Origin of the sequence: Rathayibacter sp. AY1F9 (genome assembly GCF_002932155.1) — a bacterium.
Classification (GTDB): Bacteria; Actinomycetota; Actinomycetes; order Actinomycetales; family Microbacteriaceae; genus Rathayibacter.
Map to the genome: position 1 here is coordinate 1 of NZ_PSVA01000021.1, position 12,711 is coordinate 12,711.

Below are 12,711 nucleotides of genomic sequence, written 5' to 3' on the forward strand. Positions count from 1 at the left end.
GACGTACAGCCCGGCGCGGGCGACGGGCTGCCAGCGCTGGGTGACCGTGGCGCCGTCGTCGAGCTCGGTGGTGCGGGGCGGCGCGTAGACTGGGGCGGCCATGATCCAGACTCTCGACCTCCGCGGCCGTCGTCCCTCCTCCGCCGAGCTCCTCGCCCTCGTGCCCCGCAATCCGGGCACGTCCGCCTCCGTCGGGCCCGTCGTCGCCGAGCTGATCGCCGACGTCCGAGAACGCGGCGCGGAGGCGCTCCTCGACCAGGCGGAGCGGCTGGACGGCGTGCGCCCCCCGCACCTCCGCGTGCCCGCCGAGCAGATCGCCGAGGCGCTCGACCGCCTCGACCCGGCCATCCGCAGCGCACTCGAGGAGGCGATCGCGCGCGTCCGCCGCGCCAGCGCCGCACAGATCCCCCCGCCCCGCACCACCGAGCTCGACGACGGCGCCACGGTCACCCAGCGCTGGCAGCCCGTCGCCCGCGCCGGGCTGTACGTCCCCGGCGGCAAGGCGGTCTACCCGTCGAGCGTCGTCATGAACGCCGTGCCCGCGCAGGCCGCCGGAGTCGCCTCCATCGCCCTGGTCTCGCCGCCGCAGAAGGCGTTCGGCGGCTCCGTCCACCCCACGATCCTCGCGGCGGCCGCTCTGCTCGGCATCGACGAGGTCTACGCGGTCGGGGGCGCCGGAGCCGTCGCCGCACTGGCCTACGGCGTCGACTCGATCGGGCTGGATCCCGTCAGCATCATCACCGGGCCGGGCAACGTCTGGGTCACCACCGCGAAGCGCCAGGTGCTCGGCCAGGTCGGCATCGACTCCGAGGCGGGCCCGACCGAGATCCTCGTGATCGCCGACGACTCCGCCGACCCGCGCCTTGTCGCCGCCGACCTGGTCAGCCAGGCCGAGCACGACGAGGCCGCCTCCGCGGTCCTGGTCACCGACAGTGCCGAGCTCGCCGCCGCCGTCGAGCGCGAGGTCGCCGCCCAGGCCGCTGCCACCCACCACGCGGAGCGCGTGGCCATCGCACTCGACGGCCCGCAGTCCGCGCTCGTGATCGTCGACGACCTCGAGCTCGCCTGCGCGTTCAGCGACGCCTACGGCCCCGAGCACCTCGAGCTGCACACGGCCGACCCCGTCGCGACGGCCGAGCGGATCCACGACGCCGGCGCGATCTTCCTCGGTCCGACCACCCCGGTGAGCCTGGGCGACTACCTCGCCGGCTCCAACCACGTGCTCCCGACCCTCGGGCAGGCGCGCTTCTCCTCCGGGCTCGGCGCCTACACCTTCCTCCGGCCGCAGCAGCTGATCTCGTACGACCGCGGTGCGCTCGAGCGCGTCGCCCCGCACATCCGCGCTCTCAGCGACGCCGAGGCGCTGCCCGCCCACGGCGACGCCGTCGACGCCCGCTTCGCCTGAGACCGAGAGGCCCTCGATGTTCTGCCCCTTCTGCCGGCACCCCGACTCCCGAGTGATCGACTCGCGCACGAGCGACGACGGCCTCTCGATCCGCCGCCGCCGGCAGTGCCCGTCGTGCGGCCGGCGCTTCTCGACGACCGAGACCGCGAGCCTCGTCGTGATCAAGCGCAGCGGAGTCGTGGAGCCGTTCAGCCGCGAGAAGATCGTCAGCGGCGTCCGGAAGGCCTGCCAGGGCCGGCCCGTCACCGACACCGATCTCGCCGTCCTCGCGCAGCGGGTGGAGGAGAGCATCCGCTCCACGGGCGCGTCGCAGATCGACGCGAACGACATCGGCCTCGCCATCCTGCCGCCGCTGCGCGAGCTCGACGAGGTCGCCTACCTCCGCTTCGCGAGCGTCTACCAGGCGTTCGACTCGCTGGACGACTTCGAGTCTGCGATCACCCTGCTCCGCGCCGAGCGCACCTCCGTGCCCCACAGCGCCGACGAGATCTGAGGCCCGGGTGTACCCGCTCCTGTTCCGCACCGTCCTGCGCCGCCTCGACCCGGAGCGGGCGCACCACCTGAGCTTCCCGGTGATCCGGGCCCTCGGAGCCCTCGCTCCGGTCCTGCGCCGGACCACCGTCCCGCGCGGAACGCCCGCGGTCGAGACGCTCGGCCTCCGCTTCGAGACCCCGTTCGGCGTCGCGGCCGGCTTCGACAAGGACGCCACCGCGGTCCTGGGCTTCGGCGCGCTCGGCTTCGGACACGTCGAGGTCGGGACCCTGACCGCTCGGGCGCAGCCGGGCAACGACCGGCCGCGCCTCTTCCGGCTGATCGCGGACCGCGCCGTCGTCAACAGGATGGGCTTCAACAATCACGGCGCCGAGGCCGCGGCGCAACGGCTGATCCGGCTGCGCAGCGCGCGCCGCCGCCCCGTGATCGGCGTGAACATCGGCAAGAGCCGGGTGGTCGAGGTGGACGACGCGATCGAGGACTACCTGATCAGCACGCGCCTGCTCGCGCCGCTCGCCGACTACCTCGTCGTGAACGTCAGCTCGCCGAACACCCCCGGGCTCCGCGGCCTGCAGGAGATCGACCGCCTCGAGCCGCTCCTCGCGGCCGTCAAGGACGCCGCCGACACGACGCCCCTGCTGGTCAAGATCGCCCCGGACCTCTCCGACGACGAGGTCGGCCGGGTCGCCGAGCTCGCCGTCCGCCTGGGTCTGGACGGGATCATCGCGACCAACACCACACTCTCCCGGGAGGGCCTCTCGACCGACCGCGCCGTGGTCGAGGCGGCCGGCGCCGGCGGCCTCTCCGGTGCCCCGCTGGCCGCGCGCTCGCTCGAGGTGCTCCGCGTGATCCGCGGCGTCGTCCCCGCGGCCTTCTGCGTGATCTCCGTCGGAGGAGTCGAGACGGCCGAGGACGTGCGCGAGCGCCTCGACGCGGGCGCCACCCTCGTCCAGGGCTACACCGCCTTCATCTACCGCGGGCCCCTGTGGGCTCGGGACATCAACCGGGGACTGGCCCGCGCCTCCTGACCCGCCGTGCACCACGAAGGGCCCCCGGAGCCGCGCGAGGCGCGACCGCAGGGGCCCTTCGTGGTCCGCCGTCCGACTACTCGGGGAAGGCGCGGCGCTTGACCTGGGGCTTCGGCAGTCGCATGACGCGCAGCTGGAGGGCGCGCATCGCGGCGTACCAGCGGATGCCCTTCTCGACCTTGTCGGCGCCGTAGCGCTCGGCGAGCTTCCGGCGCATCCGCATGCCGAGGAGGATGCAGTCGATCACCGCGAGGAGGAAGAACACCCAGAGGATGACGAGCGTCGCGTACTGCAGCTCCGGCTGCGGGAAGAAGCTCAGCAGCAGGACGACGACCATCACCGGGATGAGGAACTCGCCGAGGCTGAAGCGCGCGTCGACCCAGTCGCGCACGAACTTGCGCTGAGGACCCTTGTCGCGCAGCGGCAGGTAGCGCTGGTCACCGGCGGCCAGGCCGATGCGGGCCTGCTCGCGTGACACGGCGGCCTTCTCGCGGGCGTCGCGGGCGGCCTGCTTGCGGTCGGTGACGACCAGCGGACGCTTGCGGGCCAGCTCCTGCTCGCGCCGGGTCGGCGTCGGCCGGCCCTTCCCGGAGCCGGGCGAGCCGGCGTCGTCGGGCGTGTCGGTTGCGATCGGGTGCTTGGCCACGGGGAACGTCCTTGGAATCGGGGGTCTCTTAAGATTACCTCCATGGCTCACGACGCTCCGACTCCGCCCGCACTCTCCTCCGACGAGGAGGCCGTCCTCGCCGCCGTCCGCGACGATCTGCCGCGCTCGCTCGCCCAGCTCGGGCAGCTCGTGCGGATCCCGTCCGTCTCGTGGGACGGCTTCGACGCCACCCGCGTGGCCGCCAGCGCCGAGGCGATCGCCGAGCTCGCGCGCGAGACGGGCGTCTTCGACGACGTCGCGATCCACAGCGCCACGATCGACGGCACCGACGTGCTCGGCCAGCCTGCCGTCCTGGCCACCCGCGCCGCCCGCAACGGAGCGCCGACCGTCCTCCTCTACGCCCACCACGACGTTCAGCCGCAGGGCGCCGAGTCGGCGTGGGAGACGCCTCCGTTCGAGCCGACCGTGCGCGGCGACCGCCTGTACGGGCGCGGTGCCGCCGACGACAAGGCGGGAGTCGTGTCCCACATCGCCGCGGTGCGCGCACTCCGCGAGGTCGCGGGCGAGGACCACGACCTCGGGCTCGTCCTCTTCATCGAGGGGGAGGAGGAGTTCGGGTCGCGCTCGTTCCCCACCTTCCTCCGCGAGCACCACGACGCCCTCCGCGCGGATGCGATCATCGTCGCCGACAGCGACAACTGGGACGTCGACACCCCCGCGCTGACGGTGGGCCTGCGCGGCAACGTCACCTTCACCCTCACCGTCAGCACTCTCGCGCACGCCTCGCACTCGGGCATGCTCGGCGGAGCGGTCCCGGACGCGATGCTCGCGGCGGTCCGCCTGCTCGCGACGCTCTGGAACGAGGACGGCTCGGTCGCCGTCGCCGGCCTCACCGAGCACGACGGAGCGGTGCCCGAGACGACCGAGGAGGACCTCCGCCGCGACTCCGGGCTGCTCGACGGGGTCTCGCCGATCGGCACCGGCGCGATCCTCTCGCGCCTGTGGTCGAAGCCGGCCGTCACGGTCACCGGGATCGACGCGCCCAGCGTCGTCGACGCCTCCAACACCCTCGTCCCGTCCGTGCGCGTGAAGATCAGCGCCCGCATCGCCCCCGGCCAGGACGCGGAGGAGGCCTTCGCCGCCATCGAGAGCCACCTCCGGGCGAACTCCCCGTTCGGCGCCCACCTCGCGATCGAGGACGTCGACACCGGCAGTCCGTTCCTGGTCGACGCGACCGGCTGGGCCGTGGACCTGGTGAAGGGCGCGATGGCGGACGCCTGGGGACGCGAGCCTCTCGAGACCGGGATCGGCGGGAGCATCCCGTTCATCGCCGACCTCGTGCGCGAGTTCCCCGAGGCGCAGATCCTCGTCACCGGTGTCGAGGACCCCGACTCGCGCGCGCACAGCCCCAACGAGTCGCTGCACCTGGGCGTCTTCAAGCGCGCCGCGCAGACCGAGGCGCTGTTCCTGCTCCGCGCCGCCGCTCATCGCGACTGACCACCGGTCGTGGAATACCCGGGTGACCACCCGGGTTGCAGCCGTAGAATCCCGGAAGGCACGACGACCGTTCCGCCCGTCCCCTGAGGAGTGACATGTCAGACACACTGACCGACCAGACGGCGACCCCCCTCGCCACCCCGCCCAGCGCGGCCCACGGCGTCTCGATGACCCCGACCGCCGCCGCCAAGGTCAAGAGCCTGCTCGAGCAGGAGGGCCGCGACGACCTGCGCCTGCGCGTCGCGGTGCAGCCCGGCGGCTGCTCCGGCCTCATCTACCAGCTCTACTTCGACGAGCGCACCCTCGACGGCGACGCCGCGGTGGAGTTCGAGGGCGTCGGCCTCGTCGTCGACAAGATGAGCGTCCCCTACCTCGACGGCGCCTCGATCGACTTCGAGGACACCATCCAGAAGCAGGGCTTCACCATCGACAACCCCAACGCGGGCGGCAGCTGCGCCTGCGGCGACAGCTTCCACTGACGCCGCGCGGCCCCGGGCCGCAGCGCCTCCGAACGGCGTCCGACAGTCCACTCCGGTGGCCCGTCGGGCGCCGTTCGTCATGACTGCACCACTCGACCGGGACGTCAAGAGCGGGTCGTCGTGCACCGGGCCGCCGGAGCGGAAGGGTAGGCTGGAGCCGGTCTAATACAGTTTCGTGTGAACTGGTCCCCAGTCTTCCGAAAGGTCACCGGTGCGCTTCAATCGCCGAATCCGCAGATGGGTCGCTGCCCCCGTCGCAGGAGCCCTCGCCCTCGTCCTCGCGGGCTGCACGCAAGAGCAGCTCCAGGGCTGGCTCCCCACCGAACCCGGCACGACGAACCACGTCGACCGCGTCATCGGACTCTGGGTCACCTCCTGGATCGTCCTGCTCGCCGTCGGCGTCGTCACGTGGGGTCTCACCATCTGGGCGGTGGTCGTCTACCGCCGTCGCAAGGGGCAGACCGGCCTGCCGGTCCAGCTGCGCTACAACATGCCGATCGAGATCTTCTACACGATCGTGCCGCTGATCCTCGTGATCGGCTTCTTCGCCTTCACCGCGCGCGACCAGGCCGCCATCGAGCAGCCCTACGACGACCCGGACGAGACCATCCAGGTGTACGGCAAGCAGTGGGCGTGGGACTTCAACTACGTCGACGAGGACGTCTACTCCGCCGGCATCCAGGGCCAGTACCAGGAGGGCGGGGACGCCGCCGGCTCGCTCGTCGAGTCCGAGATCCCCACGCTCTACCTGCCCGTCGGACAGAAGATCAAGATCCAGCTCGACGCGCGCGACGTGATCCACTCCTTCTGGGTCGTCGACTTCCTCTACAAGAAGGACATGATCCCCGGCAAGACGAACTACATGTACGTCACGCCGCTCAAGGAGGGGACCTACGCCGGCAAGTGCGCCGAGCTCTGCGGCGAGTACCACTCCGCGATGCTCTTCAACGTCAAGGTCGTCTCGCAGGGCGAGTACGACGACTACATCCAGTCGCTGCGCGACGCGGGCCAGACCGGTCAGCTCGGAGCCGAGTACAACCGCAATTCGAACCTTCCCGGAACCGGCGCGCCGGTCCGCGAGAACGAGGAGTAAGGGAGCATGAGCACCGCTACGGCACCCCGCCCGACGCGCACCGCCGGCACTCCGCCGGTCCAGCGCAAGGCGAACGTCCTCGTCCGCTGGATGACGTCGACCGACCACAAGGTCATCGGGTACATGTACCTGATCACGTCGTTCATCTACTTCTGCATCGCCGGCGTGATGGCACTCGTGATCCGCGCCCAGCTGTTCGAGCCCGGCCTGAACGTGGTCGAGACGCGCGAGCAGTACAATCAGCTGTTCACGATGCACGGCACGATCATGCTGCTGATGTTCGCGACGCCGCTCTTCGCCGGGTTCGCCAACGTCCTGATGCCGCTGCAGATCGGCGCCCCCGACGTCGCGTTCCCCCGGCTCAACGCCTTCGCGTACTGGCTCTACAGCTTCGGCTCGCTCATCGCGGTCGCCGGATTCGTCACCCCGCAGGGTGCGGCGTCCTTCGGCTGGTTCGCGTACGCGCCACTGTCGAGTACGACGTTCTCACCAGGGCTCGGCGGCAATCTCTGGGTCTTCGGCCTCGCACTCTCGGGCTTCGGCACGATCCTCGGCGCGGTGAACTTCATCACGACGATCATCACGATGCGCGCTCCCGGCATGACGATGTTCCGCATGCCGATCTTCACCTGGAACATCCTGGTGACGTCGATCCTCGTGCTGCTCGCGTTCCCGGTGCTCGCCGCCGCGATGTTCGCCCTCGGCGCCGACCGCGTGTTCGACGCCCACATCTACGATGCGGCCAACGGCGGCGTTCTGCTCTGGCAGCACCTGTTCTGGTTCTTCGGCCACCCCGAGGTGTACATCATCGCGCTGCCGTTCTTCGGCATCGTTTCCGAGGTCTTCCCGGTCTTCAGCCGCAAGCCGATCTTCGGCTACAAGACGCTGATCTACGCGACCATCGCGATCGCCGCCCTCTCCGTGACGGTGTGGGCGCACCACATGTACGTCACCGGATCGGTCCTGCTGCCGTTCTTCTCGCTGATGACGATGCTCATCGCGGTTCCGACCGGCGTGAAGATCTTCAACTGGGTCGGCACCATGTGGCGCGGATCGGTGACCTTCGAGACCCCGATGATCTGGGCGATCGGCTTCCTGATCACCTTCACCTTCGGTGGACTCACCGGCGTCATCCTCGCGTCGCCCCCGCTCGACTTCCACGTCTCGGACTCGTACTTCGTGGTGGCGCACTTCCACTACGTCGTGTTCGGAACCGTCGTCTTCGCGATGTTCTCGGGCTTCTACTTCTGGTGGCCGAAGTGGACCGGCAAGATGCTGAACGAGACGCTGGGCAAATGGCACTTCTGGCTGCTGTTCATCGGCTTCCACACCACCTTCCTCATCCAGCACTGGCTGGGCGTCGTCGGCATGCCGCGCCGCTACGCCAGCTACCTGCCCGAGGACGGCTTCACCTGGATGAACCAGGTGTCGACGGTCGGAGCGATGATCCTCGCGGTGTCGCTGATCCCGTTCTTCCTGAACGTGTACATCACGGCCCGCAAGGCGCCCAAGGTGACGGTGAACGACCCGTGGGGCTTCTCCCGGTCGCTCGAGTGGGCCACCTCGTGCCCGCCGCCCCGCCACAACTTCACCTCGATCCCGCGCATCCGCAGCGAGGCCCCGGCGTTCGACCTCAACCACCCCGAGGCCGGCATCCCCGTCGGAATCGGTCCGGCGAAGGACGCTCCGGACGCCCCCACGTACGACAAGTCCGAAGGCACGGTGAAGTAGGGCCATGCGCGCCAACGTCAATCTCTTCTGGCTCCTCGCGGGCTTCTTCCTCCTCGCCGACATCACGTACATCGTGTGGTCGCTGCTCGACACGGGCCAGGTGGAGTGGGTCGGCACCGTCGGCATCGGCCTCTCGGCCGTGCTGGGCGCGTTCATCGCGTTCTACGTCGGCCGCGTCCACAAGGCGCAGGGTGCCGAGCTCCCCGAGGACCGCCTCGACGCGGACATCGACGACGGAGACCCCGAGCTGGGCTTCTTCAGCCCGTGGAGCTGGTGGCCGCTGATCCTGGGCGGTTCCGCGGCTCTCGGATTCCTCGGCCTTGCCGTGGGGTTCTGGATCACCTACATCGCCGTCGGGCTCTTCCTGGTCGCCATCGCCGGCTGGGTGTACGAGTACTACCGCGGGTACTTCGCCCGCTAGGGCGCAGCGCACGGCCGAGGGCCGGGTGCACGAGGGCTTCGGCTCCGTGCACCCGGCCCTTTCGCTTATCCAGGAGGAAGCGACGCGCGGTCGGGGCCCGGTCGGCTCGGCCGTTCGGCTTCGTGCAGGGGCGGCACTCGCCGATCGGTGGCGGATCGAGCCTCCCGGTGAGAGCCGGGTCCTCCCGGTGAGGGCCGGGACCGCTCAGTGAGGGATGACGAGGTGAGCTGGATCTCTCGCGGTGTCCTGCTGACGGGACACCGAGGCGTCCTGCGCGGAGGAACTCGTCTGGGCACATCCCGACGGCCCGCGACGTGGAAGCTCGCAGGGGAGTGCAGCGGGCGGCGCCGAGCAGGAGCGTCGGCCCGCGTCATCACCCCTACGGGGCTGCGCTGCGACGGCTCCTGCTCTGGTCGCGGGTAAGCGGGCTACGCCTGTGGCGGCTCTCCTGTGCGGCTGTGGGCGTGCCGACGGCGGTGGCGCGCTACGGATTGCGGATACTGCTGCGCCTGCGGCTGTACTGGGGCTGCTGCGCCTGTTCTGGCGCCTGCGCCGCCCTGCGGACCTCTGCACACCGTTCTGAACCCAGTGGAGCCTGCACCCCGACGGAACCGCGCGCGCCCCTGCAGCTCGTGGAGCTCCTCGGTACTGCTAACGGGTTGTGTGCCGGTCGGCGCGACGACAGGGAGCCTGAGACGCCGCTGCAGCGACGGTCGTCGATGTCCGGAGGTCGCCTCCTCTGTCGCACCGGCGAGCGTCGCCGTCGCCGATCACAGAGGGTTCGACCGTGAGTGGGGGGAGGGCAGTCCTGATAGGCCTGCTGGGGACGGGTGCCCTCGAACGAATCCGGAGCGTCTCGACGTGTACGGGAACCGAGGACCTCACCGGACGACCACACTGCGAGCACGCAGAGGGGATGGATCACTCCATGGTCGGACGGGGGCGGACGTCTAGAGCTCGGCCGTGAGACGGCGTCTCGTGATTCAAGGAGCGGAGGTCTCGAGGTCCGGAGGATCGCCCCACCTTCCTGCAGGCTTGTCGCCGTCGAGGCGCTGTGATCCGGTCTCACCGGCTCTCGGTCCACCGCCGACCTCCACCGCGCCGGAGGACAGGCGCCGCCCCGCTGCAGGAACGACGAAGGGCCCGGACGAACGAACGTCCGGGCCCTTCGGGGGAGGATCAGTGCTCGCTGTGCGAGCTCTCGAGCTCCTTCTGGGTGACGGGGGTGATCCGGTCCTCGAAAAACCAGCGGGAGAGGCCGGCGCGGACGCGCTGCGGGGCGGTGATGCGGCCACGCGAGTCCGGACGGATCATCAGGGGCTCGTACTCGTCCTGACCGACGAGCTTCCAGCGCTCGTACTCGTCGAGCTGCTGGTGCACCTCGATGAACTCGCCGCCGGGGAGGCGGACGATGCGGCCGGACTCGAAGCCGTGCAGCGCGATCTCGCGGTCCTTCTTCTGCAGCGCCAGGCAGATGCGCTTGGTGATGAAGTACGCGATGAACGGACCCGCGATGAGCAGGAACTGCAGGCTGTGGATCACGCCCTCCATCGTGAGGTGGAAGTGCGTCGCGATGAGGTCGGACGACGCGGCGGCCCAGAGGACGGCGTAGAAGCTGACTCCGGCGGCGCCGATCGCGGTGCGGGTCGCGGCGTTGCGCGGGCGGTCGAGCAGGTGGTGCTCGCGCTTGTCACCGGTGATCCACGCCTCGAGGAACGGGTAGAGCATGACCACGGCGATGAACAGTCCGAGACCGACGAGCGGGATCAGGATGTTGAACGACAGGGTTCCGATGCCCGGGATGGCCCACTCGAGTCCCGGCGGGACGAGGCGCAGGGCGCCGTCGGCGAACCCGATGTACCAGTCGGGCTGGGTTCCCGCGGAGACGGGCGAGGGGTCGTACGGGCCGTAGTTCCAGATCGGGTTGATCGTGAACAGCGAGGCGATGAGGACGACGACGCCGAAGACGATGAAGAAGAATCCACCGGCCTTCGCGGCGTAGACCGGCAGCACCGGGTAGCCGACGACGTTCTGCTCGGTCTTGCCCGCACCGGGGAACTGGGTGTGCTTGTGGACGACCACGAACACGAGGTGGAGGGCGATGAACGCGAGCACCAGCGCCGGCAGCAGCAGGATGTGCAGCGTGTAGAGGCGGCCGACGATGTCGGTGCCCGGGAACTCGCCGCCGAAGAGCAGGAACGAGATCCAGGTGCCGACGATCGGGATGCCCTTGACCATGCCGTCGATGATGCGGAGGCCGTTGCCCGAGAGCAGGTCGTCGGGGAGCGAGTAGCCGGTGAAGCCCTCGGCCATCGCGAGGATGAAGAGGACGAAGCCGATGACCCAGTTGAGCTCGCGGGGCTTGCGGAACGCACCGGTGAAGAAGATGCGCAGCATGTGCAGGCCGATCGAGGCCACGAACAGCAGCGCCGCCCAGTGGTGGATCTGCCGCATCAGCAGGCCGCCGCGGATGTCGAAGGAGATGTCGAGCGAGGACGACATCGCCGCCGACATCTCGATGCCCTTGAGGGGCAGATAGCTGCCCTCGTAGTGCGTCTCGACCATCGAGGCCTGGAAGAAGAAGGTGAGGAACGTGCCCGACAGCAGGATGATGACGAAGCTGTAGAGCGCGACCTCGCCGAGGAGGAAGGACCAGTGGTCGGGGAAGATCTTGCGACCGAACTCCTTGACGACCGCGGAGATGCTCGTGCGCTCGTCGATGTAGTTCGACGCCGCTCCGACGTACCCCTTCTGGAACTTGCCGGATCCGAGGATGACGCCGTCCTCGGGCTCCGCGGGGGAGCTGGAGGGGCGTGAGGGGGTGGTGGTGGACATGTGAGTCATCGCTCCCAGAAGGACGGTCCGACGGGCTCCGTGAAGTCGCTTCTGGCGACCAGGTAACCCTCGGCGTCGACGGTGATGGGGAGCTGCGGAAGCGGACGCTTCGCCGGGCCGAAGATGACGGCGGCCTCGCGCGTGATGTCGAATTGCGACTGGTGGCACGGGCACAGCAGGTGGTGGGTCTGCTGCTCGTACAGCGCCACAGGGCAGCCGACGTGCGTGCAGATCTTGGAGTAGGCGACGATTCCGTCGTAGTTCCAGGTCTCGCGACCCTCACTGACGATGAGGTCCTCCGGCTTCAGGCGCATCAGGAGGACGGCGGCCTTGGCCTTCTCCTCCAGCTTGCCCTCGGCGTCGTTGAGGCCCTCGGGGATGACGTGGAAGGCGGATCCGAGGGTGACGTCCGATGCGAGGATCGGCGCTCCCGACGGGTCCAGGGTGAGCCTCGTGCCCTCTTCCCACAGGGTGGTCTTGAGGAGGGCGACGGGGTTCTGGTCCTGCGGGCCGAGGCCCCGGAACAGGATCACGGCGGGCAGGGGGAACACGACGAGGGAGGCGATCAGGCTGTTCCGGACGAGGGAGCGGCGGCCGAAGCCGGACTCCTTGTCGGACTGGTCGAAGATCTCGAGCGCACGGGCGCGGGTGGGCTCCGCGCTGCGGACGGGGTGGCGGATGTCGATGCCCTCGTGGTCCGACATCAGCTGCTTGCCCCAGTGGACGGCGGCGATGCCGATGCCCAGGAGCGCGAGGGACATGCCCAGGCCGATGAACAGCGTGTTCAGCCGGACCGACGCGACGTCCTCGGTGATCGGGAACGCCATGTAGGCGGCGACCGCGAAGATCGAGCCCGCGAAGGAGAGGTAGAAGAGCGTGTACACCGTGCGCTCGGCACGCTTCTCGACCTTGGGGTCGAGGTCGGTCATCCGGGGGCGGTGCGGCGGGAGGCCCGGGTCCTGGACGCGGTCCCGCGTCACGACCGCGGTGCCGGCCGGAGCCGTTCCGTGCCCGGTGGCCGACGAGGTGGCGAGGTCCGTGCCACCCTCATCGTGCTCTGCCATGGTTCTCCTTTTCACGCCGTGTCGGCACCAGTCGGTGCCGTGGGTCAGTCGCGCCCGTC

General features: G+C 69.8%; 11 protein-coding genes. 8 read left to right on the plus strand and 3 right to left on the minus strand.

The features are described from left to right. Positions 1 to 100 precede the first annotated feature (100 nt). Genes hisD through C5C37_RS12875 form a run of 3 tightly spaced genes read left to right on the plus strand, consistent with a single transcriptional unit; the run spans position 101 to position 2,925 of the window. Complete coding sequence (gene hisD, locus C5C37_RS12865; RefSeq protein ID WP_104246755.1) at positions 101 to 1,405, plus strand: histidinol dehydrogenase; 1,305 nt, start codon at positions 101 to 103, stop codon at positions 1,403 to 1,405. A 16-nt stretch (positions 1,406 to 1,421) separates the two neighbouring features. After that, positions 1,422 to 1,898 carry a transcriptional regulator NrdR gene (nrdR, locus tag C5C37_RS12870; RefSeq protein ID WP_104224657.1) on the plus strand — a complete coding sequence of 159 codons (477 nt, stop codon included), beginning with the start codon at positions 1,422 to 1,424 and terminating at the stop codon, positions 1,896 to 1,898. A 7-nt stretch (positions 1,899 to 1,905) separates the two neighbouring features. After that, positions 1,906 to 2,925 (plus strand): quinone-dependent dihydroorotate dehydrogenase, encoded by a 1,020-nt coding sequence (locus tag C5C37_RS12875; protein WP_104224656.1) that lies wholly within the window; start codon positions 1,906 to 1,908, stop codon positions 2,923 to 2,925. Between the two features lie 76 nt (positions 2,926 to 3,001). Here C5C37_RS12875 and C5C37_RS12880 read toward each other — a convergent pair whose 3' ends face one another. Continuing rightward, positions 3,002 to 3,571 (minus strand): DUF3043 domain-containing protein, encoded by a 570-nt coding sequence (locus C5C37_RS12880; RefSeq protein WP_181027102.1) that lies wholly within the window; start codon positions 3,569 to 3,571, stop codon positions 3,002 to 3,004. 42 nt (positions 3,572 to 3,613) lie between these two features. On the opposite strand from C5C37_RS12880, the gene C5C37_RS12885 reads away from it, so the two are divergent. The 5 genes from C5C37_RS12885 (at position 3,614) to C5C37_RS12905 (ending at position 8,753) form a co-directional block, all read left to right on the plus strand. Next, positions 3,614 to 5,029 carry a dipeptidase gene (locus C5C37_RS12885; RefSeq protein WP_104339036.1) on the plus strand — a complete coding sequence of 472 codons (1,416 nt, stop codon included), beginning with the start codon at positions 3,614 to 3,616 and terminating at the stop codon, positions 5,027 to 5,029. A gap of 95 nt (positions 5,030 to 5,124) precedes the next feature. Further along, positions 5,125 to 5,508 carry an iron-sulfur cluster insertion protein ErpA gene (gene erpA / locus C5C37_RS12890; protein ID WP_104224654.1) on the plus strand — a complete coding sequence of 128 codons (384 nt, stop codon included), beginning with the start codon at positions 5,125 to 5,127 and terminating at the stop codon, positions 5,506 to 5,508. Positions 5,509 to 5,719: 211 nt separating this feature from the next. Beyond that, positions 5,720 to 6,601: a cytochrome c oxidase subunit II gene (gene coxB, locus C5C37_RS12895; protein WP_104339037.1), complete on the plus strand. Its 882-nt coding sequence runs from the start codon at positions 5,720 to 5,722 to the stop codon at positions 6,599 to 6,601. 6 nt (positions 6,602 to 6,607) lie between these two features. Beyond that, positions 6,608 to 8,332: a cytochrome c oxidase subunit I gene (gene ctaD / locus C5C37_RS12900; protein ID WP_104224652.1), complete on the plus strand. Its 1,725-nt coding sequence runs from the start codon at positions 6,608 to 6,610 to the stop codon at positions 8,330 to 8,332. Between the two features lie 4 nt (positions 8,333 to 8,336). Then, positions 8,337 to 8,753, plus strand: coding sequence for a cytochrome c oxidase subunit 4 (locus C5C37_RS12905; protein WP_104224651.1), 417 nt, complete (start codon positions 8,337 to 8,339; stop codon positions 8,751 to 8,753). A gap of 1,179 nt (positions 8,754 to 9,932) precedes the next feature. Here C5C37_RS12905 and C5C37_RS12910 read toward each other — a convergent pair. Together C5C37_RS12910 and C5C37_RS12915 are read right to left on the minus strand one after the other, a co-directional pair. Next, a complete protein-coding gene (locus tag C5C37_RS12910; RefSeq protein ID WP_104224650.1) occupies positions 9,933 to 11,588 on the minus strand; it encodes a ubiquinol-cytochrome c reductase cytochrome b subunit in 1,656 nt (551 codons plus the stop codon). Positions 11,589 to 11,593: 5 nt separating this feature from the next. Continuing rightward, positions 11,594 to 12,652 (minus strand): ubiquinol-cytochrome c reductase iron-sulfur subunit, encoded by a 1,059-nt coding sequence (locus C5C37_RS12915; RefSeq protein ID WP_104225358.1) that lies wholly within the window; start codon positions 12,650 to 12,652, stop codon positions 11,594 to 11,596. Positions 12,653 to 12,711 lie beyond the last annotated feature (59 nt).